The organism is Flavobacterium sp. TR2 (genome assembly GCF_025252405.1).
Lineage (GTDB): Bacteria > Bacteroidota > Bacteroidia > Flavobacteriales > Flavobacteriaceae > Flavobacterium.
The window spans coordinates 3,848,649-3,872,718 of the sequence record NZ_CP104307.1 but is presented as its reverse complement, the minus strand read 5'-3'; the positions used below and the strand labels follow the sequence as shown (position 1 = coordinate 3,872,718).

Below are 24,070 nucleotides of genomic sequence, written 5' to 3'. Positions count from 1 at the left end.
GGTAACTGAGATAGAAGATTGATCAAAATTAAGCATCTCTTTCTTTAGTTTAACATTTTTAGGTTTAGTTATAAAAGACCGTGGCATAACGCTTTCCCTTATGTTCCAACCTCACCTCAAGTTTTAATTTTATACCTGACCCTTTTGTAGTGGCATTTATACGCTCGATAAGTTTATTATTTATAGCATCCTGATCTTTAAAATCTATGACATCTGTATCGGTATATGGATATTTATTTGCAGGATGGTCATTATGAACCGTCAGCAGAAGGCTAGTATACTTGCCTGTTGCTTCTCTTTTTTGCAGCTGAGCCAATCCCTCTTGTACAAGTTTTGCCACATTTTGCTGACCTGCCGTTGTACAAGTTTTCAACTCGGTTGCTCGTCGATCTGAAGCAATCTGCCCATCGCTATGCTGTCCTACTTCGAGTGATTGCATATCAGGTTCTTTATCTGTGTCTTGTCCTAATCTTGCCAGAATCCATCTTGATAAAGTTGATCCTACAATTGTGTGATCATTTGTTTTTTGCGCTTCATATAAATTAGCTTGTGCTTTATTGTAATAATTTGCGGCCCAAGCCTTAAGCCCTCCGGCCATTTCTATAACTTCTGCAGGCAAAGCGGGATGACTTGTTTTATTGTTGTCAACGAAATAAATTTTTTCAGCATATTCAGTGACCCCTGCCAATACGCTTTTGGCGTATCCTTCTGTGTTTTGAATGTCTCCTTTAGCCTCAACGATATCTTCGTTTACTCCACGCTGTGCCACATTAGATACTGGACTAGCGTATTTGCGGTCTTCCTGAGAAAAATTCGATCTTTCTATTTCATAGCTTTGAGTAACGTCAACACCAGTTGTCACAGCCTTTGCACCCATCACATCCGCTTCATTCTCCAAACCTGCATCATCATTTACGTTCACATTGCCTTTCATTTGAAGAGTAGGCTGTACACGTCCTTGTTTTTGCTGCACGACGTGCCAAGCTTCGTGAGGCAAATGCTTTTCTTGCCCAGATGCGATATGGATGTCAGTTCCCTGCGCATAAGCGTGTGCCTGCAATTGCGCTGGTTTGTCAGAGTTGTAATGAACCTTTACGTCGTCCATGCTATAACCCGAAAGGTTTTCAATTCCAGATTTTAGATTGTCAGGCAGGCCGGTGTTGTTTTCTTTTTTTTGTATTGGTGAGGCAAATTTGCCTTGCAGGGGCTCCTCCTCTTCAATGCCTTTTTTCTGAATAGGAATAGCCTTTTTTTGCAGCGGTTCTTCTTCCTCAATACTTTGCCTTTGTACAGGAATGTCTTTTTTTTGCAAGGGGTCTTCTTCTTCAATAGTTTGTCTTTGGACGGGAATAGATTTCATCTGAAGTTCTTCCTCTTCAATGCCTTTTTTCTGTATAGCCGAGGAAGAATTAGTATTGGCCATTTCCTGCAATTGCACTGCGTATTTTACCTGTTCGCTCTTGTTTGCGATTTCCTGCAATTGAATTTGAGCTGTTGAAGAGATGTCTGTGTGAGTTAGAGCAGTATTCTTCTTCTTTTGAGTGGCCGTATGTGGTGTAGTTTGTTTTTTGTTTTGCTGTATTTTATCGGAGTAAGAATTCATAGTCTACTTTTTTAGCTTTACTATTCTTTAAGCAATCTCAATACTGATGGAAATTTGTGTGAACAGATGTTAACTATGTCAAATATAGTGTATTATGATTGATTTGTATAGGAAAATTACAACAAAATGAAAACTATTTTTATGATTGATAAACTCTTTTTAACGTTTTTGAGTGATCGGAGAATTTTTTTAGTGCGTTCTTTTGTATTGATTTGTGTTTCGGATTTTGAAATGATATTTGTTTGATATATTTTTTATAAATTTCACAATCCATTTAGTATTTCTGTTGAGGTTTTTTAGCACAGAAAAACTTTAGAGAAAAATCAATTCCCTTAGTTATGAGCAAATCTGAAAAAAGCCGTTCTGTATCGGTAATTGGCATACAGGAGTTTAGAGAAGGTCAGCTTGCCGGCAGGGAAGAGATTTTGTTTAATGAACTGCATGGAGAAAGAATTATAGAAAAACCTCATTCTCACGATTTCTTTATCATCAGCCTTTTTGACCAAGCCCAAGGGCTGCATTCCATCGATTCTGTAGATTATCCTATTGGCAATTTTCAAGTTCATGTATTATTTCCGGGACAGATGCACAAGTGGGATATTAAGGCAGGTACAATTGGTTATCAGCTTATGATAGAACGTACATTTTTTGAAAAATTTGCTCCCTATTTTAGATTTTCTTTTACCAATTATCAAAATCATCCGGTGATACAATTGTCGGCTGCTGCTTTTGAAATGCTGCAATATGAATTTGATGCAATCAAAAACGAACTCAAACGGGAAGATTCCTTAGAAAACCTTATTAATGCACGCGCGGCAGTGATAGCCTCTATAATAAGCAGAGAAGCAGAAAATGCTTTTACAGAATTTAAAGTTTATCAGTCCAATGCGCGATTGGCCGCTTTTAATATGCTGATAGACGAGTTTTTTAAACAGGAGAAGTTTGTGGCATTTTACGCTGCTAAACTAAACGTCTCAGCCAATTATCTTAATATTCTTTGCAAAAAGCATTTGAAAATATCTGCCACACAGCTCATACAGCAGCGCGTAGAGACAGAAGCTAAAAGGCAGCTGCAGCGTACAGATTTGTCTATTAAAGAAATTGCCTTTGAACTGGGGTTTGTCGATCATGCCTATTTTTCTAATTTCTTTAAAAGCCATACTGGGATATCGCCTTCTGAATTTCGAAAAAAGAGATAAATTCTTCAAGCACCTAGAGAAATCCTGCAAGTTTTCCTTGTCTGTAAATGTCTACATTTGAAAAAGCGATCTTCTTTATCGCTTAAACAAAGAAAGCTTTACTTAATTAAACAAACGCAAATATGGAAAAGCCAAGCATTTCTCGTAAAGATTTCATTAAGAATTCTGGACTAGGTTTTATCGGCATGGCATTTATGCCAGCTGTATTACAGGGGCAAAATAACGATTTAAAGATAGATCAAATGGCAGCAGCAGGAAATTCTTATATGCTGAAAAATGTCCGTTTGGAAACCGGTTTTGAGTTTGAAGGAGAAGAAGTGGTAGGAACCAGAACCGAACTTTTTTCTGTAGAAATTGAGAAGGGAAAAATAAAAAAAATTAGCCCTAACGAAGTTGGCATAAAAGCAATAGATGCAAAAGGAATGTTGATGCTGCCTTCTTTCAAGGATATGCATATTCATTTGGATAAAACGCTTTATGCTGAAAAATGGCGCGCTGTACGTCGTTCGGGAGGCATAAAAGGAATGATTGCACTCGAGCAGAAAACGATGCCCGATATGCTGAAAAATTCTACTTATAAAGCTGAAAAGCTGATTGAACTTCTGCAATCGCATGGTACGGGATTTGCCCGCAGCCACGTCAATATTGAACCGACATCTAAACTGGACTCGCTTAAAAATCTGGAAAAAGCATTGGCCAGCAAAAAGAATGGTTTTGGAGCTGAGCTTGTTGCTTTTCCTCAACATGGTCTGTATTACACAGATTCGCTTCCCTATATGAAAGAAGCTGCAAAAATGGGTATTGATTTTATTGGAGGTTTGGACCCTACAAATGTAGACGGCTCTATTCAAAAAACAATGGATACGACTGTTCAGCTTGCTCTGGATCATGGTAAAGGGATTGATATTCACTTGCACGAATCGGGAAAATCAGGTGTCGATACTATTGAATATCTGATAAATAAGGTGAATGAAAACCCTGTTTTAAAAGGAAAAACCTTTGTCAGCCATGCCTTTGCTCTTGCTGCTTTAGACAAAAGCGCACAGGAGACAATGGCTGAAAAATTGGCCAATGCACAGGTAGGCATTATTTCTACAATACCTTTTGGCGGTACGATTATGCCGATTCCTACATTATTAAAGCACGGCGTAACTGTTATGACGGGAAATGACAGCATTGTAGATTATTGGAGCACTATGGGAACTGGAAGCGTGCTGCAGAAGGCTAATCTTGCTGCACAATTATACGGACAGGTTTCAGAATTTGGTTTATCCAGAATGCTAAGATTGGCAACAGCAGGACCTATCCCATTGGATGATAAGGGCGTACAGCAATGGCCAAAAGCAGGCGATGAGGCAAATTTGGTGCTTGTAGATGCCAGCTGTTCTGCAGAAGCAGTTTCCCGCATTTCGCCAATAAAATCTCTGATTTACAAAGGAAATATTGTCTATTAATCGGTTTTATGAAAAGTATTATTGTTTTTTTAGTGGCAGTAATGATTCCTGCTGGTTCTTGCCACTCAGCATTGGATTTAAAAGAAAATGAAATTATGGATAAAGATATTTTGCAGTTGGTGCAACAAAATGATATTTCGGGGGTTACGAAAGCTTTGGAAAATGGAGCGAATGTAAATGCCACTGATAGCGATAGACGTTCTTTACTGCTTATTGCTACTATCGGCAAACAAATCGAAATGGCAAAGCTTTTGGTAAAATATAAAGCAGACGTCAATCTGCAGGCATACAACAAAGACAATGCTTTTTTGTATGCTGGCGCAAGCGGACAGACTGAATTGGTTCAGCTGTATTTAAATAATGGTGCCCGTTTTGATGTTTTTAACCGCTATAATGGATCGGCACTCATACCAGCCTGTGAACGCGGTCACATAGAAACGGTGAGGCTTCTTGCCAATACGAAGAATTTTCCAATAGATCATATTAACCGTTTAGGATGGACTGCTTTAATGGAAGCCATTGTGTTGGGAGACGGAAGCAGAAAATATCAGGAAATTGTCCAAATCTTAAAAGATGCAGGAGCAAAAATGGATATTCCCGACCACGATGGGGTAACTCCGCTGCAGCACGCCCAGTCAAAAGGATTTAAAGAAATTGCAGCTATTATAAAGTCATAATAGTTTAGCTAAAATTAATTGCTGATTGAGAAAGAAGGGTTTTTGTGCTCTTTTTGATCTGTTCTCCAAATGGCTGTAATTTCTGCCATAATAGATAATGCTATTTCTTCTGGCGTCTTGCTTCCAATGGATAAACCTGCAGGACCATGAATTTTATCAAATAGAGCATCATCAAAATTTAAATCTGTTTCGAGGACAGCATTTAATAGTTTTTCTCTTCTATGCACTGGGCCGAGAAGGCCTATGTAACGCACTTTTGAGGAAATGATGCTGAGTACAAAACGAAGATCTTTAGAATAATTATGGCTCATGACCATAATGGCGGTATTGCTGCAGAAAAGGTTTTGGTCAAGATCTTCCGGTCTCATTGTTAAGACTGATTTTGCAAATGGAAAATCACTTTCGTTTACAGTACTAAATTCTGAACCAATTATAATGACTTCCCAACCCAAGAAGAATGCGAGCTGACTTAATTTCTCGGCGTCATGTTCGATTCCAAAGATGCATAACCGATTTAGGGGCTCTATCAGCTGTTTAAAAAGTTGATTATTAGAATTTGTATTATAATTGGAGTGATAAAAGGTGCTGTCCTTAAATTCAAAAGAAGTTCCAAAACTAGGATGGCTTATTTCGTCTGTTGTGAATGACGATATTAAATGAAAAGATTGTCTTTGCTCAATGGCATTTTCAATAAAACCAATGAGTTCATCATTAGGGGTAAAGAGCTCTATTAAAATATAAATGTTTCCTTCACAGCCTAATCTGTAGCGTCCGTCATATTTGAATACTTTTGGGCACCCCGAAGCAAATACAGTGCGTGACTGCCTGATTACTTCTTGCTCAACACAGCCTCCGCTCAATGCTCCCGTTGCATTGTCATATTGGTCAATGAGCATTCGGGTTCCTTGTTTTCGATAAGAAGAACCTTCTGTATAGACAATGGTTGCCAGAACTGTCTGCACATTTCTTTTGACAGCCTTTTTGTATGAGTCTATTATTTTTAAAAATTCGTGAGTCATTTATGCTGTGATTTGAATTTTGCCTGCCATAAGTATGGCAGGCAAAATTTTTAATTCTAAATGAAAAATTATTTGTTCGGAGCAATATCCCCTCGACGGATAGGCACATGAACCGCTTTGTACTGTGAAGCAAATTTTCCGTTTTCTGAAGCAGCTTTGGCAGTAAAGAAGTTTTCTAAAGCAATAGCAACTTGGAAAGAGAAATCGGTTGAGTATACATTCGGATCCATAGAGGTTCCGCACTCTATATTTTGAAACCATTCCATCCATTTTTTGTCACCGCCTCCTACAGGTGGTGTTTTGCCGCCATCTGGAGCTGCATTTGGAGGAACAAGCGATGTTACAGCAGGATATTGCGCAGCATTATGGCATGACATACAAGAAACTGTATTAAGATCAGCAGGTCCGTCTAGTCTGCCATTCCATCCAAGATGCTGAGGAGGCAAATTAGGACCGTCAAAAATTACCGTTTCTTTTAGATCTTTGTTTACTTCGGTTTTGATTGGCGGATACGGAGATGTTTTGTTGATTTTGTTTTCAGGATCATTCCCCCATGTAAGTCCGACAGGAACAAGATTCATTAATTTGTTTTTGTTGTTCAGCTTACCGTTGTAGCAGAAAGTGCCAAATACCCATCCAGTTCCCTGAGGATTGCTCGGGCTTCTGTCTGCTCTAGGATCGCGAACAGAAATATCCATCTGCAAAAGATGCACATCAGAAACGACTCTCTTATCTGATTTCCAAAAATTTTCAGTTATATAAGCTTTCCAAGTCAGCGGATTTACAAGATAATCTACAAAATCTGTTCCTTTAGGAGCGTCTGTGAAAAGCAGTTTTACAAAGACAGTACCCGTTGGGAATCCGCCATTGTCATAACGTTTGTCCAATACTTTTATATTAGGATTTTGCGGAGATTTCCACATTTTCCCCATAGCATAACCCGCTTTATCATTGATTAGAGTTATGGCGTAAACCGAATAGTCGCCTTCAATTCCTTTAAGACCAGGCCCTAGCTGAAGAGGTCCAAGGGGAGCTTCTTTAATTAAGCCGTGAAAACCTTCTGTACCACCGTTTGGAGGATAAGCATTTGGCCCTTCAACACTTGGATGCAGCCATGGTATGTGATACCAGTTGCGAACTTTGTTTTTATACGGATTCCATTCTTCAGTGTTTCCTTCAAAGCCATAATCGCGCACAGCTTCAATGTACTTTAAAGGCTCTTTTTTGAAATCGATATCAAGAAATTTAGGCATTTCCTCAGGCAATTCAGTTGGGAAATCTGTTTTTAGGCGAAAGATAGGCTGATCAGAATATTTTTCGCGGTATTCTTGAGGACTTACCATGTAACCGAAGTCGGGAAAGCCATCTTCTTCATAATTTCGCTGCTCCAATGCGGCTAAAGCACTGTTCTTTTTTTCTGCAGCAGGTTCTTCACGCTTTTTGTCGCACGACGCAAACAAAATGGAGATTGCTATAATAAGCGGTTTTAATTGTTTCATAAATAGAAGATTGGGTTAATAGTTTATTTATTGATTAAATTTTTCTCAGTAATCTCACAAGCTCTTCGCACTTCCTGTACGGTAGCAGGAGCATCTAATCGGAATAGGGGAGATAGTCCGCGCTCTACTCTTGAGGCTCTTATGGCATCTTTTATAGCAAAGAAGACACTATTGGCTAGAACTAAAGGCGGTTCTCCGACCTCTTTGGCAGAAAATATCTGATTAGGATCTGGCGGGATGCTTTCTACAGACTTTTCATCTCTTGGGAAAAGGAATGTATTCATTTCCAGAGGAATTGTTGTAATGGCTGGGATTTTATAGCGCCAAGTATTGGTTGAATTTAACCTTCCTTGATCAGGACCTTTTGTTTCAGATACTAGCTTTTCAGTTAGAAGATATCCGATTCCTTGAACAAAAGCACCTTCAATCTGTCCGATGTCTATAGCAGGATTTAGACTCCATCCCATATCGTAAATAATATCAGAGCTGATGATTTTTACTTCTCCGGTCAGAATATCCACTTCGGTAACAGAAACTGCCACAGAATAGGTAAAGCCTACAAATGAATCAACGCCACCGCCAAGAGATGCATTTTTTATACGCTCTATGCCTGGAATGTTGGGCTGGTCACTTTCAGGTTTAAATGTCATTACAGGAATTTGAACCTCACCGCCTTTTATTTTAGCGTTAAAAGAAGCAATAAGGTTTACCCTTTGAGAAGCAGCCAAACTGATAAGGTTTTGCCAAATCATAGATTTATTTCCTTCATTTGGGTTAATTTTTGTAGCCCAGCCTTTATTTTCTCCAGCACCGTAATTCCAGAAATCTATATTTCTTTTCATGCACCAATCTTCACCATTTTCGTTCAGCATCTGATAGCCAAATTCCATAAGCCTAGCTCGCATTTCTTCGCAGGTTTGTTTTACGGCTTCGCATGAATAAGGCGTACCTGTCGAACCTCCCGTACTTGTTGGGTTGGGAGTAATGCTTGTATTGACATTGTCAATGAATATCATTTCCATCGGGATTCCTAAGACGTACGAAGCTACTTGCTGTGCTTGCGTAACCAGACCTTGTCCGATTTCGACACCTCCCTGATGGATAACAACTGTTCCGTCTCCCGGGTTGATAGCCATAATGGCAGCGGACTGTTCTAGCGCAAGAAGATTATATCCTGAGCCATATTTTACAGGAATTATAGAAATCCCTCTTTTGAACCATTTGTTTTCCTTATTGAAATCTTGCACTTGCTTGTATTTAGCCTCAAAATTGGAGACATCTTTGGCATAAGCCCATACCTGCTTCATGTAGCAGTAAGTAAGTGCTTGGCCAAAAGGAGTGACATCACCGCGGTCGTACAAGTTTTTTTCGCGCAGATCTTCTGGTCTCATACCAATGGAAATAGCTGCATCATCAATGGCATTTTCGACAATGTTCTTGCCTTGCACATCCCCGAAGGCGCGCATTGCCGTGCTAGGCGCAGTATTGGTTCGGCACACATCAATCTGGCTTTCAAAGTTTTTAATTCTATAGGCATTGTCGGTGCGAAGCTGGACACAATTGGAGACAATAAAAGAGCAGTCATAAAAAGCACCGCCATCTCCCCACATTTTGAGCTGGAAGCCATGAATGATTCCTTTATTTTCAAGTTTGGCTTCGCCTGTATCAACTGCAATTTCGTATTCGCCGTAATAGGCATGGCGTTTGCCTATCATAGCAGTATCTTCGTCGCGAGGCATGGCTATTCTGACTGGTTTTTTAACTGCTTTTGCAGCAACTGCAGCAGGTCCGGCAACAAAACGTGTCTGCTCTGTTTTTCCTCCAAATCCTCCTCCAACAGGCGGAACATTCACTTCTACCTGATGATGATACATCGCTAATGCTGATGCAACTGTATCGTGCATTCCTCCCGGACTTTGGACAGATGGCTGCACTTTTATGCGCCCTTCATCTATAGGAGTGGCAATACAGGCTTGAGGCTCCATGTAAAAATGAGCCTGCCCGCCGCAAAGCTGCGAAGAGTTAACCACCGTGCAGGGAATATTATCTACTTTTTCCTCTCTTTGGGTTATTGACTGCTTTTCTTTGCGCAATAGAGTTTTAGGTTGGTCTGGCTGTTCTTTTGTCCAATCAAATTGGCTTCCCGGACGTGTTATTTTCCAAATATGAGATATGAATGGAGTTGAAGTTGGCGCATCAGGAAAAATGCTTCCTTTTGTGATTGCTTCAAGAAAATCGAAAATTGGTTCGCTCCAATCTCCCGTGTATGGGCTTCCTGGTTTTGTGTAGTTTACATATTTTTCTGAAACCTCTGCCGCAATTTTGATGGCTTCCTGCTCATTTGCGGCAAGCACCATAGCAATAGATTGTCCCACATAGTTTACTAATTCTTCTGCGAAAAGCGGTTGGTCATTTCCCATTCCCTGAAAATTACGCGCCCCGTTTTTAATGTTCTCATGGGTAATAATATCTGTAAAAGAAGGATATTCCTTTTTGAGATGCATTCGCAATTCCTCAATCTTGACTTTTTTACCATTTATTGAAAAAAAGTAATTTTTCAATGCTTTGCGGCTTTGCACAAATGCACCGTTTAAAGTTTGAGGTGGTACAGGAAGCTCATGTGTATAGTGAATCTGTCCTGAAGTTTGATACATGGCCGTAACCTTGATATATGGCTGTGCGACTGGAGCTTTGTAATTTTGCGTTTTATAATTTTGAACGCCATCGCTCACAGGCCAGTGTCCCCATTTGTTCTCTGACGCTGAGATTAAGTTTTCTGGAATTTTGACTCCCTTAGCAACTAGAGCATTTATAATGGATTTATAAAAGAACGAAACAGCCAATTGTGTACGGTATTCTGGTGTGAAACCTTCATCAGGAACTTCTTCCATACGAGCCTCCACTTCTTCGAGTTTTTGACGGACTTCTTCTGCCAGAATTATAGAAAGGCTATTCACATCTTCCAGTTCTAGCTTTTTATTTAGCATTGCTGCTTCGGTCTTTGCTGCTCTCCACGGATATGGCGCAATACCGCCTAAAGTAATTACGGCTGACTCAATAATGCATTCATCATTAATATTAAAATTGGTCGTCGCATTGACAATACTATGAGAGTTGACTTCACGAAGTGCCACTTTTTGCGCAAAAACAATAGCATTAGATTTTTTTACAGGAATCTCATAGGATTTCAAAACAATTTGGTCAGCAAGTTTCGGTTCTCCTATAATTGCTTGAAGAAGTTCTTCGGCTGTTTTGGTGTACGCTTTAAATTGGCCGTTTTTCTCCAAATAGTAGCTGATTTTTGTCTCTAAAGCATATAAAGTCGTAAAAAGATCCGAAGGGAATGGCTCGCCTGTGCCCTTTGGAATGTGCTTGAGAACCAGCATGGTATTACCGCCAATTGTTGCGGCATTACGCACAATGCGTCCAGCGGTTCTGCGTGCCATATAGTCTAATGCCTCTAGCGCTGTAATATTCAATTTGGATTTATTCTGACTGCCTACGCTGTCTCCAATTTCTTTAGAAAGCAATTCAATCAAGTCACTGTAAGTAGTGCTGGCTGATAATTGAAAATGATCATTTACTATTTCACTTTTCTCATTTAATTCTGGGATAAAACGAATATCAACATATTGGGTTTTTGGAAGATATTCATTTTTGTAAATTCCGTAAGAAGTGTTGGCGTGCACTAATCTAACGTCTTCGTTTTCATTTAGAATTTTTCCTAGTTCCTCCAATGTAGCTGGAGTTGTCCAGCGATTGATTGAAATGCCTTTAGGCGAATGCTCCGCTTCTTTTGGGAAAGGAATTTCTAGTTTGCCTGGCAGCTGCGCTTTACCAACAGGATCGAGCGTGCAGGACATTCTCTTTTTTTCGTCAGCAGAATCCCAATCGGAAGCAAAAGTTTTCATTCCGGTAAGGATGGATCGATAGCCTGTACATCGGCACAAATTGCCGTCAAAAGCCTGTTCGATTTCTTTCTTGGTTGCGTTTTTGTTGTTGATTATGAATTCGGACATATTCATCACAAATCCAACGCTGCAGTAACCGCATTGGCTTCCGTTGTTGAGCGCCAATTGATATGCGACTGGATTTATCCCTGAGTGGGTTTCTTCAGAAGGAAAATTAGAGACTTCCTTTATGAGTTCTATTTCTGCAGTGCAGGATCCGTCTTGAGTGTTTTTGGCAATGTTTTCGAAAACAGCAATACGTTTTTCGTCAGCTTTTTTTTCTGCTTCATCCAATACGGGAGAATAGTCTTCTCCAAGAGGGGCAGCCATACGTGTCGAGCTGGTCTTTTGCACAAAATGCTCTGGGTCAGGTTTACGAGCTGCGCCGGTTCCTTCAATAGTAGTGATAGAAAGTCCTTCTATGGCACAAACAGGTCGCAGGCAGGAGTTAATGGCCAGATGGCTGGTCTTTTTTTCTTTAGAGTCCCATTGCGATAAAATAACCGTGCAGCCGCCGCATCCGCCTTGTCCGCATGGTTTTTTGGGACCGCAGAGCCCTACTTCGGGAGATCTTAAATAATCAATTAAAAGCAAATCAGGTGATGGATTTTCTATAACCGCGGGTTTCCCGTTTAAAAAGAAATTTACCTTGTTTTTCATAGCAGTAGAATAGTTGATTTGGTTCTTGAATTTTTCTAAACTTTTAAAAAATGGAATAAGATTATTATGGAATTCAGATTGTTAAGAGCTGAAAACCCTGTAATAATTCATACAGATATTTTTTGGCGTAGAGGTTTTTCTGTGTAATTGAAATAGGAGTGTAGAAATGGGGATTTTAATAGGTTCTTTCCAAAGAAAATGACAATCTAGCTGATCAGGAAATACAAGATGCTGGAATTGGATATTAATCTGTAAATATTCTATTATTAAATCATAACAAATGTAATGTGGCGGTTTAAATTATCAGCAGGTAATAATACCTGTTTTTCTAAGATTAACCCTATAAATTGTTTTCTTGAATGCATTTGAAGGATAAATCCTTTACTGTTGGGTATTTTACAAATAGATAGTATAAAGACTAGACGGGTAAGTATAAAAAGCAGTGCCGAATTTTTTGAACCTAGATAAAGAACCCCAATAGGAGTCATTTTTTGAAAGAAGATGTGGTTTTGTAATGTAAGAAATTGCGGTTGCAAACTGAGATCAATTTGTACTATATTAACCTTAAATTGACCTATCTTATCTGATTACCGATGAAATAGTATTGCAATAAAATAATCTTCTATTTTTAATGAAATTTCAACAAAATACATGGAACCAATACAGTTTATTTCAGATCATTTCATTGAAGAAAAATGCAATTTTAAAGAACTTATAGAAAAACTCCGGACTGGTTTTTCGACCCCAGGCATTAACGTGCCTATGCGCCATCATCATGATTATCCTAACCCAGAAGAGGGCAAAGATTCTACATTGCTGCTTATGCCGGCATTTCAGGCAGGTAAGGATTTGGGAGTAAAAATAGTTACGGTAAGTCCCAATAATGGTAAATATGATTTGCCCTCCATTCAAGGAACTTATATCTACTTGGATGGGCACAAAGGAAATATCAAAGCAATACTTGAAGCAAAATCGCTTACAGGCAAACGAACTGCAGCGACATCTGCTTTGGCTAGCAGTTATCTATCGCGAAAAGATGCCTCGTCTATGCTGATGATTGGAACAGGAGCATTAGCTGTAAATTTAATTCAGGCGCACGCAAGTGTTAGACCCATAACAGAGGTTTATGTTTGGGGAAGAACGATCGAAAAGGCACAATTGGTTTGTGATGCCCTTGAAGGTTCTTCATTTGTCTGCAAACCAGTTTCAGCTATAGAAGAAGTCATTTCTCAAGTAGATATTATTTCGGCGGCAACTTTGTCACCCGTTCCGCTTGTTTTTGGAAAATGGCTGAGAGAAGGCCAGCATTTAGATCTTGTTGGGGCGTATAAAAAAGATATGCGTGAGGCAGACGATGAAGCAGTTCTAAAATCTAGTCTTTTTCTAGATACTTATCAGGGCGGACTAAAGGAAAGCGGTGATATTTTGATTCCGCTCACAAATGGAATCATCACGAAAGAGACCATCAAAGCAGATCTGTTTGAACTGTGCAGCAATGCAAAACAAGGCAGAACTTCTGATGCTGAAATTACCTATTTTAAATCCGTTGGACACGCTTTAGAAGACCTTGTTGCAGCTGGATATTTTTATGAAGAATATAATAATTTAACAACACAAAAAAATGTCTAATACCTACCAAAATATTTGTACTAATATAGATTATAAAGCTGATGATGCTGTACTGCAGATCAAAACGATTGATATGCACACAGGCGGCGAGCCATTGCGCGTAATTATTTCTGGTTTTCCAGAACTGAAAGGGAGCAATGTTTTAGAGTACCGAAGAGATATAAAAGAAAACTACGATTTTTTAAGAACAGCATTGATGTTTGAACCTCGCGGCCACGCTGATATGTATGGCTGCATTTTGCTTCCGCCAAATGATGAGGATGCAGATTTTGGGATTCTTTTCATGCACAATGAAGGATATAGCAGTATGTGCGGCCATGCCATAATTGCAATAAGCACATTGGCGGCAAAAATGAAATGGATAGAGATAAAAGAGGGAGAAAATGAATTGAAAATTGATGCTCCGTGCGGACGAATTTTCTCGTTTGTCAATGTTTTGAATGGCGAAGTAACAGGGGTTAGATTCCATTGCGTACCAAGTTTTGCTGTAGGACTTGATCGTATTGTAAACATAGACGGCATTGGCAAAGTTACCTATGATTTGGCTTATGGAGGCGCGTTTTATGCGTATGTCGATTTGAGAAAAAATACACATTTGAATTTTGGATTGACTGAGGAAAATTATAGAGCCATTATTCAGAATGGAGTAGACATCAAACACGCTGTAATGAATCAGGATAAAGAAATTCTTCATCCGTTTGAGGAAGATTTGAGTTTCTTATACGGAACCATTTTTATCGATGAGCCAATGAATACGGGCAATCACAGCCGAAATGTTTGTGTTTTTGCCGATGGCGAAGTCGATCGTTCTCCAACAGGATCTGGTGTTTCTGGAAGAATTGCTATAGAAAAAGCCAGAAATGCCATCAATTTGAATGAATTTATTACAATTGAAAGTATAACAGGAAGCACATTTATAGGTTCTCTCGTGAGGGAAGAAAAATTTGGACCTTTCAGAGCTGTGATTCCGCAAGTTGAAGGAACGGCTTTTGTAACAGGAGTAAACACCTTTTTAATAGATCCAAAAGATCCAATGAGAAATGGTTTTATACTGAGATAGTTTATCCATTTTATATGCAAAACTCTCGAAGAATGTTTCGAGAGTTTTGCTTTTTATAGCCAATAAAAAGCGTTGGACTAAGCTGCGCCTTTATGGTATTTCTTTTTATATTCTATTGGCGGAATTCCTGTAATTTTTTTAAATGCGTCGCGAAAGGCTTTTACATCAGAATAGCCTACTTCGTACATCACTTCATTTACCGTTTTGCGGTCTGTTTCAAAAGCTTTTTTGGCCGCTTCTATTTTTACTCTTTGCTGATATTCGCCAGGAGTATTTCCCGTAGCTTTTATAAATCTGCGGTCAAAATTTCTTCTGCTGACATTAAATTTAATGGAAAGATCATTCATAGAAAGCTTTTCTCCCAAATTTTGTTCGATATAAGACTGCGCATGGAGCACCATTTCGTCTTCATGTTTCTTTTGGCCGGAGAAAATAATAAACTGTGACTGCGTACTTCGGTTCATTTCGATCTGAAATACCTTTGCACAGTAGACAGCAGTAGTTCGGCCATAATATTTTTCGATAAGGTAAAGCATTAGATTCAGAAAAGAATAAGCGCCGCCATTGGTATAAATTCCATTCTCATCAGTAATCAGTTCATCAATCTGCAGATTTATTTTAGGAAACATCCTGCTGAAATTTTCTTTGACAGACCAGTGCGTAGAACAGCTCTTTCCGTCAAGAAGTCCAGATGCGGCTAGCATAAAGGCTCCCGTACAGATCGTGGCAATTTCAGCGCCCTTTACGTATTGTTTTCGCAGCCATTGCACAAGTTCTTCATTATGTTCAAGGGCTAGATTGTAATTGTGATTTAATGACGGGATAATAATAAGATCGTTTTTAACAACCTGCGAAATATGAACGTGAGGTTTTACCGTAAAGATTCCTTCATTAAATTCTACTTTTTCAGAAATTCCTGCCAGCTGGATATGAAACAATTCTTTTTTGCCATTTGCTTTATAAAATGCATTTGCCTTCTTAAAGATTTCGTATGCGCCAGATATGCTTGAGAGATTATTGTCTCCTTCAGGAACTAAAATGGTAAGCTGTTTCATTGTTTTTTTTACTTATAAAGGTACTAAAAGTTATTGTCCAAATGCACCACTAAGAATGTCTAGTTTTCATATCAGACAGTATGCTTTTTGCTTTTAATTTTACTGTTAAAAATGGTTTAATCTTATAAACAAATCAAATATTATGGCAAAAATGACTGTAATTTACAAAACACCAAAAGACATCGACTTATTCAATAAACATTATTTCGAAGTGCATATTCCATTAGCGAAGAAGCTTCCAGGATTGATAAGGTATGAAATAAGCAAAGGGCCGGTTTTTTCAACCACAGGGCATTCAGATGTCTATCGTGTGGCAAATTTATATTTTGAATCTTTAGATATGATGATGGAATCTTTTAAGTCGGATATTGGACAGCAATGCGCCGCTGACCGCAGAATTCTGGCCAGTGATAACGAGGTGCAGATTTATGTGTATGATGTAGAAAATACCTGATCTGCCATTGTTGCATTTTAACGGCTGCAAGGTTCATTTTACTATTTCTCGTTTCAGATTATAATCTGAAACCATTTCAGGAGGCTCAGATGGAAAGATTAAAGTTTTTCAATTTAATTTTAAGTATTCTTTCGACACCATTAATTTTTTATAGAAAAAGAGCTGATTATAATTGAGTATGTAAGTATATAATGAACCTGTAAGGTAAAATAAAGTATTAATTTAAATACAACCAGACCTATGGCCGCTATCCCTGACGAATTGTACAATGTTAAATTTGCAGCGTATTTTGATTCTATGAAAGAATTGTACATACTTGATCAAAAATTTAAGGTAATATGCGATGCTTACTGTGCAAGTACTGCTAAAACCGAACTTTACAAAGATAGGAGCGAGAAAAACCACCGTCGTAAGATGAAATTTGAGAATCTGTCAAGGGAATTGGAAGAAGAAATACTTTTCTACATCATGCGTAACAGGTAAATTGTCTTATTGCATCATTCAACTTGTAACTAATAGTTATTTTTTATAGAAAGCCTTATTTGCGATACAGCTTTCCACTGTTCCATTTTTTCTGCTGCTGTTAAACCTGCATTGAGTCCGCTAGTGGAGGGCAGAGTCATATAAGTCACATTTTTCTGCGGTACAGCATATTTTTGAAAGTATTTTGCGGCGGCTTTACTTTCAAAAAAGACATACTTTATGTTAGGAAACTGTTTATGCAGGTTCTCAAAATCGTTAATTGTTTCTTCTGTTATGGTGGCATCGCTGCTGCCTTCTCTTTTGCAGCTTTTAAGAACATTCCAAAGACCAATGTTGTGTTTTTTAAGCAATGCTTTTCGATCTTCGTAAGAAGTGCTGAATTCTTCCTCAAAAACAGCAAACAGAATTTTCCAGAAAAGGTTGCCTCTGTTTGCATAATATTCCTGCTTGGCAATAGACTGTTCGCCCGCCATAGTGCCCATAATTAGTATAACTGTAGCATTGTCTATCAAAGGCTGAAGGGCTTTTTTTAGCATAACTTTTCTGTTTCATTTTTTGCTTTGTAAAATTAGCGATAAAGATTTGAAACCAGCGCAATCAAATCATAAAGGCATTGCCAGTAAGGTTTTGCTTCATTTTTTTGTTTTGATTTTCTTGAAACCTTCTAAAATTAAACTGAAAAGATGTGCAAATCGCTTTGCACATCTTTTAATGTTTCTAAGATTTTTTGCCATTCTTAGAAGTTTCATGATGATCAAAATCCAGTATTTTTTAAATCACCGAACAGCTGCTTTTATTTTCTTTAACCAAAGGTTTTAGACCAAGATTCTGAAACATCTGCATATCTTCAGACAGCCCTGGGTTTGGCGTTACCAATAAAGTTTCGCGTTCTCCGGTAAAAATAGAATTGGCGCCCGCCATAAAACACCAAGCTTGTTCTTCTTCGGTCATTTCGATGCGTCCGGCACTTAAGCGCACTATAGAAGCAGGCATAACTATACGCGCAGTGGCGATCATACGAACCATGTCCCAAAGAGGCACTTTCGGATTGTTTTCTAAAGGAGTTCCTTTTACTCTGGCCAATGCATTTACCGGAACAGATTCAGGATGAACAGGCATGGTTGCTAAGGTTAGCAGCATCGAAATTCTATCGCCATCAGATTCTCCTAAACCAATGATGCCGCCCGAGCAAACTGTGATTCCTGCTTTTCTGACGTTATTTATGGTATCAAGGCGCTGGTCAAATTTGCGTGTGCTGATTATTTCATCGTAATAACTTTCTGAAGTGTCTAAATTATGGTTGTAAGCATAAAGGCCTGCTTCCTGAAGACGAATGGCCTGCTCTTCGGTAAGCATTCCGAGAGTGCAGCAAACTTCGAGTCCAAGATCGTTTACGCCTTTTACCATTTCTATCACACGGTCAAAATCTTTGTTATTTCGGACTTCACGCCATGCTGCAGCCATACAGAAGCGGGAAGAACCGCCTTCTTTTGCTTTTTGTGCGTGCGCAAGAACCGTTTCTGTCGGAAGAAGCGCTTGCACTTTTATATCGGTGTGGTAACGTGCCGCCTGTCCGCAGTAAGAGCAGTCTTCAGGACAGCCGCCTGTTTTTACAGAAAGCAATGTGCAAACCTGTATTTCTGATGGTTTATGCCAATTGCGGTGTACAGTCGCAGCCTGATAAACCAGTTCTAATAAAGGCTGATCGTAGATAGCTTGAATTTCTTCTTTTTTCCAGTCGTTTCTTACTTGCTTATTCATTTTTTATTTTGTTATACTTTATGATTTGGGTCAAATGTATTATTTTACTGTATCATCAAAATGTACCACTTTTTATATTATGGGTGGTCCGGTTAAAATGGCTTATCGATTTTATTGAAGCAAATCGCCTTAGAAGGTCTTTAATTTTGCGCTTGAAATTGGAGTGTGGAGCCTAGACAATTTATTTTGCTATAGATTAAAAACAACAAACCTCCAAGAAAAATATTCTGGAGGCTTGTTTCTAAAAACAATAATTCAAAAAAAAAAATTATAACTCAATGTTTATTGTACTGCCATCTTTGATGACCTTATTAATTATCAGCTTTTTTCCGTCCGTTATTTTTAACTTTAGATTTTTGCCAGCTCTTTCAACCGCAATATCAAAATCGCGTTCAAAAGCATGAATGTGGTTTAGTTTCATGCTCGGCCAAGATTTAGGAAGGCGAGGGGTAAGGTCAAAACTGCGCAAACCTGTCGGACGAATGCCAAATAATCCTTCTGTAAAAATTCGGCAATACAAACCGCTTTCAGCCGAAAGATGACGCTGATCGCCTTCTGGATAAGCTTCCACCGGATATGGCACGTGATCGCCCAATAAGCGTCGGTTCGAATAATAATGCAGGAAATCAAGCGCTTTGTCTGTTTCGCCAGCAGCTAGCACGCCTCTTAAGGCGTACAGAGTAGAACGGTCCCAGAATATTTTATCTCCTGCAACGCTTGCAAGACCATCTTTAGTCCATAATCTTGAAGAAAATAACGCGTCTATTGTTCCGTCTTTGCGATCGTAAATGCCCATAGTAAGAGGCGTACAGATCCAAGCTCTTAAAATGTCATTTCCATTATAGTATCTGTAGGTTTCAAAACCTTCAACTTTAGCGCCAAAATATTTTTCAATTGCCGTTTTTAGTTTTGCGGCTTCATTTTTATATTCTTTAAGCTGTGCTACATTTTTTCCTAAAACTTGGCCTAAATATATTGCCGAGTTTAAGGCATCGTAATATAGCGAAGAAGTATTAAGATTGGCTTTTCCTGCCGGAAGTCGTCCTTCAAGCTCGTCAGAATCAGAAGCAACCACACCATCTGAATTTATTTTTCTGCGGCAATATTCTAAGCACCATTCAATCAGTGGCCATAATTGTTTTGCTTCATCTGAATTTCCTCTCGAAAGCGCGTAGCGTGCAGCTCCATAAGCAATCATAGCGCCATCTCCGCGATCTCCTGCACCTGCCCAAATATCGGTTCCTTCGGCAACAATAGAACTCGGAATAGGTTTGTACTCCTTGTTCATAAATTTTGCAAACTGAAGATAAGCGTTTAGCGATGCCTGATTTCCGTATTCATATCCTAAATAAGGAAAGAATGGGCCAATATATTCTGCTTGATCATTTGCCCAAATGGCCGCATAATAAGATTCTCCGCCCGGGCCGTGCATTGGACCGCCTTTGGTTTCAAAAATGCTTTCGGCCGCTCTGATTTTAGCGAAAGCAAATTCGGTATTCAAAACCTGATCGGGCGTTTCCAGTATCAATTTGCTCCATATTTCAGCTATGAATGCGGTGCGTTTGTTTTTTTCTTCTTCGACATTTACAGTCGGAACAGATTCGTTTGCTTTAACGCCTGAATAGACAACAGAAAAGCTAACGGTTTCATTTGGCTTCAGATTAAAACTGCCATTATTAAAAAGGTCTGCGTGTATCGCATAACTTCCTTCTGTGCCTTTAGCAGGATCTGTAGCATAAATGGCGTTCGATTTTGGAATTTCTACGATACAGTTCTTTTCAGAGCTGTTCTTTATAGTATAGATTTCATTATAAACGGATAAAGCTGTAGAGGGAAAAAACTGTCTGGTAAGTTCCAGATTATTGCCTGTTTTACTTTTAACCAATAATGTTCCGTTAAGTGTCAGAGAGACTGTTTTTTCAGCAGGAATTGGCTTGTAATTTACGGTAACAAGGTCAAAAGCATCCTGCGCAAACTGACGTGTCAAGCTCGCGTGCGTATTGTTGGGAATGGTTCTCAGCATTGGCCAGACTAAACTTCGGGTAGCATGAAAAGAACCATCTGCTGCAACACCATATCTTAAAACACACGAGATTTTTTTACCGCTCATTTCGATATGGTCATCATGCGGAATAGTATTATTTATTTGCCACGTGATAGAACCGTCAGTATTGATTTGCCAGCGCTGGTCGTCCTGCGAAAATGCCTTATTTGTAACAAAACAAAAAGCAGTTAAGGCAAATAAAAAGGATTTAAGTTTTTTTCCAGAAGTAATCTTCATTGCGTTTATTTTTTAATTGTTTATTCATTGTATTAGTAGTACGCAGGATGAGTTGTTTTTTAGCGACAGGCTGCCGTTATTTTCTGTCCAGGATTAACACGGATTGTAATAGCAGTGTAGGGATTTCCCTTCTGATCCTTTTCATGAGTTACGGCAGCTTTTTTGTTATTTATAAAAATGGAAGCATAATTTCCAGTAAACATCGCTTTCCATTCTATAAAATTATCGCCTTTGTTGTGTAGTGTTGTTGTTGTTTGGTTTTGGTGTGCTACAGCCAATGTTGTATGTAACACGGGTAAATTATCGACCTCAGAAATGCTCTCTTTTTTTCCGCGATATAATGTTGTCACTGTTTTTTTTGATGCATCTGGCTCTATTCCCATACAGCCATGTACGATGCCTTCGATCACGCCGTATGAAACTTCTGGATATTCTCTTCTTTTGGTTTCAGGATCGGTTAGGTGCAAAATGTATTCGTATGCTTTATCTTCATGACCATATTTGTATAAAAGAAAAGGAAGATAAGAAGCATTTTCGACATTGCTTTTTTCTGAAAGAATATGCTTAATCGTTTTTTCTATTCTGTCAGCATCTTTCAAAGCATCGAACCATAATAAAAACAGTTCTCCAAAATCTTTGCTGAATTTGCCGTCAGCAGTATAAATTACATTGTAAGCCGAAGCTTTTTGATCCCACCAGATTTTTTCTATATGCTGCTGGTATTGAATGGCCTTTTTTTCAAAAAAAGCTGCTTTTTCAAATTCTCCTTTTTCTTTTAAAATAGAAGAGTAGGTGAGCAGTCCTCGGTAAATTGCCGCTACCAAATCGACACCCATTTTTAGGCCTGGAATGTCTTCAGAATAAGAAGCCAGTCCGCGGCATTTATGAAAATCGTCTTTGATGTTAAACGGAACAGGACTGTTTGCAAATTCTGGTCTGGTTAATAGCGAATCGACTTCAAGAACCCAGCGTTCTATGTATTGCGTTGAAGATTTTTCGAAGAAATTTTCAAACTCTGGATTTTTTATATAACCTTCATCACCTGTCCATAAATACAATCTCCAGCAGGCAAACATGACATCAAAATTGCTGTTCAGATTGTACCAGAATTCTTTATCATTTCTGTAATCTTCGGGAGCAGGTTTTCCGTATTTATTGATTTCCCAATACGAGCACCAGTCTTTGCTCTCTGAAATATTTTGGGCAAAAAGCGAAAGCATATTTTTGTTCTCCTTTTGCAATCCCAGTATTTCTGCGCCAATGCTTTGATGCGATACGTCGCGCATACAAAATGCTGCTCGCGCAGGAAGAGCCGCTTCATACCACGGTCCAACAGGATCTTTAGCATCTCCTTTATAACTCAAGGCCATACTTTTGGCACGGTCAAAAGCCAGCTGAAGCGCAGGATCTGTAGATTTGAAAGTAACGGTTTCTTGACTATATGCATTCAAAAAGAAACAGCAGTTAGCCAGTAAAACTATAAAATGATTTTTCATAAAGCTATTTTCGATTTGGATTCTTCTAGTTAAATTTTAAAAGCAAACCCATCCCCCTAGATGGGTTTGCTTAATTGGTTATAGTTTTTAATTATAACCTGGGTTCTGGGGTAAACCTGTTCTGTTAATTTCGTCTCTCGGAATAGGAAGCAGATAGTGTTGGGGTTTGAAAATCCTTTCCTGTACTTTGGAATAAGTGTACGTCTTAGAACCATCACTGTTTTTGGTAATAATAACTCCCATAAGAGGTTTATTTTCTGTTTCTTCGGCAATTTTCCAACGGCGCACATCATAGTAGCGGAATCCTTCAAGACATAATTCAACTTGTCTTTCGTTACGAATTTTATTCTCTAAAGCTGCTCCAGTCAAACCAGTTAAAGGATTAGTAATTCCAGCACGCTGTCTGATTAAATTAAGATATTGGATTGCAGTTGCTTCATGACCTAATTTAAACTCTGATTCAGCATAGTTCAAATAAATTTCTCCTAAACGAGATATAATCCAAGCTTTATTGGTTTGCGTTTCGTTGTTGTAATTGTAAGTTGTATCGCAATATTTACGGAAAGTGTAACGTGTTTTACTAGCGTTCCAAGTATCCCATCCTTGAGGAGAATCTAAACCGCCTTCGAAAAATTCGGCTTTATTGGAGCTTCCTGCATCGTAACGATCTTGAAAGAACTCAGGTTTTCCGTACGCGCGTCCGTCGTAAACGATATTTTTATAAAAACGCGGATCTCTGTTTACATAAGGCTTTTGAGGATCATAGCCAGAAGTTGGGTCAGTAATGTCTTTTCCGTCAGCAGTTCCATAAGCATCGATATGGCTTTGGCTTGGCGCAAAGTTTGCCCATCCGTGAAAACCGCTTGGCGAATTGAACATTTCTACACCATTAAAAGCACTCCATTGAGGATCTTTGCTAGATAAACGAGAGAAAATAACTTCTGAATTGTTGGTTGTAAACAAATCTTCGTACTTTTTATCGTAAAGCGAATAGATATTTAAATCCATAACCGCTTTTGCAGCGTCTGATGCTTTTTTCCATTTTGCCAAATCATTAGAAGGGTTCCATTGCGGACTTGCTGCATAAAGCAATGTTCTCGATTTAATGGCAAGAGCGGCACCTTTTGTAACTCTTCCCAAATCTTTAGCGGCTAAAGGAAGCAATTCGGCAGCTTTGTCTAACTCACCCACAATAAAGTCAACGCATTGGTCATAAGTGCTTCGGTCTACTTTAAAATTGCTATTTAATTCAAAAGGCTTCGTAACAAGAGGAACTCCTCCGTAATCGCTGATTAATTTGAAGTAAGCATACGCTCTTAAAAACAGCACTTCGCCTTTTAATCTGTTTCTCCAAGCTTCATCTCCTGGCACGTTATCGATTCGGGACAAAAAGATATTGCAGTTTTGAATGGTAGCATAAGTAGGTTTCCAAGTGTTGAAATCTCCTGCGTTATCTGGTGTAAGAGCACCAGAATTTAGATTCCATACATCATAATCGTTAAAATTATTGAACGCTTCATCACAAGCAGTAGATAGAATCCAGCTGCGGTTGGTTCTGTCATTCCAGTTGTGCTGCGTACTTGGCAATACGGTATATAGATTGTTGGCAAAAGCTTCTGTAAGTTTTAAGTCATTCCACACGTTTTCATCGGTGTAAGAATCCAAGGGAGCTTTGTCTAAAGGGTCTTCACTGCAAGATGTTGCAGCAAGAGCAATAAAAAGAGAAGCAGCGATAAGAGCTTTCTTTTTTATATTTATTAGTTTATAGATGTTATAATTTTTCATGTCTT

General features: G+C 38.8%; 17 protein-coding genes. 7 read left to right on the top strand and 10 right to left on the bottom strand.

The genetic code is table 11. The features are described 5' to 3' along the window. Positions 1–64: 64 nt before the first annotated feature. Complete coding sequence (locus N4T20_RS16955) at positions 65–1,603, bottom strand: DUF4157 domain-containing protein (RefSeq protein WP_260670304.1); 1,539 nt, start codon at positions 1,601–1,603, stop codon at positions 65–67. Positions 1,604–1,941: 338 nt separating this feature from the next. Here N4T20_RS16955 and N4T20_RS16950 point away from each other — a divergent pair, with 338 nt between their 5' ends. From N4T20_RS16950 to N4T20_RS16940, 3 genes are all read left to right on the top strand, one after another. Further along, complete coding sequence (locus tag N4T20_RS16950; RefSeq protein WP_260670303.1) at positions 1,942–2,802, top strand: AraC family transcriptional regulator; 861 nt, start codon at positions 1,942–1,944, stop codon at positions 2,800–2,802. 242 nt (positions 2,803–3,044) lie between these two features. Then, positions 3,045–4,256 (top strand): amidohydrolase, encoded by a 1,212-nt coding sequence (locus N4T20_RS16945; protein ID WP_409559635.1) that lies wholly within the window; start codon positions 3,045–3,047, stop codon positions 4,254–4,256. A gap of 8 nt (positions 4,257–4,264) precedes the next feature. Then, positions 4,265–4,933: an ankyrin repeat domain-containing protein gene (locus N4T20_RS16940; protein WP_260670301.1), complete on the top strand. Its 669-nt coding sequence runs from the start codon at positions 4,265–4,267 to the stop codon at positions 4,931–4,933. Between the two features lie 14 nt (positions 4,934–4,947). On the opposite strand, the gene N4T20_RS16935 is transcribed toward N4T20_RS16940, so the two are convergent. The 3 genes from N4T20_RS16935 to N4T20_RS16925 all read right to left on the bottom strand — a co-directional run bounded on the left by N4T20_RS16935 (position 4,948) and on the right by N4T20_RS16925 (position 12,061). Next, on the bottom strand, positions 4,948–5,952 hold the full coding sequence (locus tag N4T20_RS16935; RefSeq protein ID WP_260670300.1) for an XdhC family protein: 1,005 nt from the start codon (positions 5,950–5,952) through the stop codon (positions 4,948–4,950). A 68-nt stretch (positions 5,953–6,020) separates the two neighbouring features. Next, positions 6,021–7,451: a hypothetical protein gene (locus tag N4T20_RS16930; RefSeq protein WP_260670299.1), complete on the bottom strand. Its 1,431-nt coding sequence runs from the start codon at positions 7,449–7,451 to the stop codon at positions 6,021–6,023. A gap of 23 nt (positions 7,452–7,474) precedes the next feature. Further along, positions 7,475–12,061, bottom strand: a complete 4,587-nt coding sequence (locus N4T20_RS16925; RefSeq protein ID WP_260670298.1) for a molybdopterin cofactor-binding domain-containing protein — start codon at positions 12,059–12,061, stop codon at positions 7,475–7,477. A 651-nt stretch (positions 12,062–12,712) separates the two neighbouring features. Between N4T20_RS16925 and N4T20_RS16920 the strand changes: the two genes are divergently transcribed. Both N4T20_RS16920 and N4T20_RS16915 read left to right on the top strand, forming a co-directional pair. Further along, a complete protein-coding gene (locus tag N4T20_RS16920) occupies positions 12,713–13,690 on the top strand; it encodes an ornithine cyclodeaminase family protein (RefSeq protein ID WP_260670297.1) in 978 nt (325 codons plus the stop codon). Then, a complete protein-coding gene (locus N4T20_RS16915) occupies positions 13,683–14,750 on the top strand; it encodes a proline racemase family protein (RefSeq protein ID WP_260670296.1) in 1,068 nt (355 codons plus the stop codon). The genes N4T20_RS16920 and N4T20_RS16915 overlap by 8 nt, the downstream gene beginning before the upstream one ends. Positions 14,751–14,827: 77 nt before the next feature. On the opposite strand, the gene N4T20_RS16910 is transcribed toward N4T20_RS16915, so the two are convergent. Continuing rightward, positions 14,828–15,805 (bottom strand): GlxA family transcriptional regulator, encoded by a 978-nt coding sequence (locus tag N4T20_RS16910; protein ID WP_260670295.1) that lies wholly within the window; start codon positions 15,803–15,805, stop codon positions 14,828–14,830. Between the two features lie 142 nt (positions 15,806–15,947). On the opposite strand from N4T20_RS16910, the gene N4T20_RS16905 reads away from it, so the two are divergent. Next, positions 15,948–16,259, top strand: coding sequence for an EthD family reductase (locus N4T20_RS16905; protein WP_260670294.1), 312 nt, complete (start codon positions 15,948–15,950; stop codon positions 16,257–16,259). A 240-nt stretch (positions 16,260–16,499) separates the two neighbouring features. Then, a complete protein-coding gene (locus N4T20_RS16900; RefSeq protein WP_260670293.1) occupies positions 16,500–16,742 on the top strand; it encodes a hypothetical protein in 243 nt (80 codons plus the stop codon). A gap of 29 nt (positions 16,743–16,771) precedes the next feature. On the opposite strand, the gene N4T20_RS16895 is transcribed toward N4T20_RS16900, so the two are convergent. The 5 genes from N4T20_RS16895 to N4T20_RS16875 all read right to left on the bottom strand — a co-directional run bounded on the left by N4T20_RS16895 (position 16,772) and on the right by N4T20_RS16875 (position 24,065). Continuing rightward, complete coding sequence (locus N4T20_RS16895; RefSeq protein WP_260670292.1) at positions 16,772–17,278, bottom strand: DNA-deoxyinosine glycosylase; 507 nt, start codon at positions 17,276–17,278, stop codon at positions 16,772–16,774. A 235-nt stretch (positions 17,279–17,513) separates the two neighbouring features. After that, positions 17,514–18,503, bottom strand: a complete 990-nt coding sequence (bioB, locus tag N4T20_RS16890) for a biotin synthase BioB (RefSeq protein WP_260670291.1) — start codon at positions 18,501–18,503, stop codon at positions 17,514–17,516. A 268-nt stretch (positions 18,504–18,771) separates the two neighbouring features. After that, positions 18,772–20,784, bottom strand: coding sequence for a hypothetical protein (locus N4T20_RS16885; protein WP_260670290.1), 2,013 nt, complete (start codon positions 20,782–20,784; stop codon positions 18,772–18,774). Between the two features lie 59 nt (positions 20,785–20,843). Continuing rightward, complete coding sequence (locus tag N4T20_RS16880) at positions 20,844–22,280, bottom strand: hypothetical protein (RefSeq protein ID WP_260670289.1); 1,437 nt, start codon at positions 22,278–22,280, stop codon at positions 20,844–20,846. A gap of 87 nt (positions 22,281–22,367) precedes the next feature. Beyond that, the gene (locus tag N4T20_RS16875; protein ID WP_260670288.1) at positions 22,368–24,065 is read right to left on the bottom strand and encodes a RagB/SusD family nutrient uptake outer membrane protein; all 1,698 of its coding nucleotides are present in this window, start codon (positions 24,063–24,065) and stop codon (positions 22,368–22,370) included. Between the last annotated feature and the right edge of the window lie 5 nt (positions 24,066–24,070).

Bases quoted from the DNA above. Each gene is read 5' to 3' on its own strand.
- N4T20_RS16955 (WP_260670304.1), bottom strand. From the start codon at position 1,603: ATGAATTCTTACTCCGATAAAATACAGCAAAACAAAAAACAAACTACA.
- N4T20_RS16950 (WP_260670303.1), top strand. From the start codon at position 1,942: ATGAGCAAATCTGAAAAAAGCCGTTCTGTATCGGTAATTGGCATACAG.
- N4T20_RS16945 (WP_409559635.1), top strand. From the start codon at position 3,045: ATGGCAGCAGCAGGAAATTCTTATATGCTGAAAAATGTCCGTTTGGAA.
- N4T20_RS16940 (WP_260670301.1), top strand. From the start codon at position 4,265: ATGAAAAGTATTATTGTTTTTTTAGTGGCAGTAATGATTCCTGCTGGT.
- N4T20_RS16935 (WP_260670300.1), bottom strand. From the start codon at position 5,952: ATGACTCACGAATTTTTAAAAATAATAGACTCATACAAAAAGGCTGTC.
- N4T20_RS16930 (WP_260670299.1), bottom strand. From the start codon at position 7,451: ATGAAACAATTAAAACCGCTTATTATAGCAATCTCCATTTTGTTTGCG.
- N4T20_RS16925 (WP_260670298.1), bottom strand. From the start codon at position 12,061: ATGAAAAACAAGGTAAATTTCTTTTTAAACGGGAAACCCGCGGTTATA.
- N4T20_RS16920 (WP_260670297.1), top strand. From the start codon at position 12,713: ATGGAACCAATACAGTTTATTTCAGATCATTTCATTGAAGAAAAATGC.
- N4T20_RS16915 (WP_260670296.1), top strand. From the start codon at position 13,683: ATGTCTAATACCTACCAAAATATTTGTACTAATATAGATTATAAAGCT.
- N4T20_RS16910 (WP_260670295.1), bottom strand. From the start codon at position 15,805: ATGAAACAGCTTACCATTTTAGTTCCTGAAGGAGACAATAATCTCTCA.
- N4T20_RS16905 (WP_260670294.1), top strand. From the start codon at position 15,948: ATGGCAAAAATGACTGTAATTTACAAAACACCAAAAGACATCGACTTA.
- N4T20_RS16900 (WP_260670293.1), top strand. From the start codon at position 16,500: ATGGCCGCTATCCCTGACGAATTGTACAATGTTAAATTTGCAGCGTAT.
- N4T20_RS16895 (WP_260670292.1), bottom strand. From the start codon at position 17,278: ATGCTAAAAAAAGCCCTTCAGCCTTTGATAGACAATGCTACAGTTATA.
- bioB (WP_260670291.1), bottom strand. From the start codon at position 18,503: ATGAATAAGCAAGTAAGAAACGACTGGAAAAAAGAAGAAATTCAAGCT.
- N4T20_RS16885 (WP_260670290.1), bottom strand. From the start codon at position 20,784: ATGAAGATTACTTCTGGAAAAAAACTTAAATCCTTTTTATTTGCCTTA.
- N4T20_RS16880 (WP_260670289.1), bottom strand. From the start codon at position 22,280: ATGAAAAATCATTTTATAGTTTTACTGGCTAACTGCTGTTTCTTTTTG.
- N4T20_RS16875 (WP_260670288.1), bottom strand. From the start codon at position 24,065: ATGAAAAATTATAACATCTATAAACTAATAAATATAAAAAAGAAAGCT.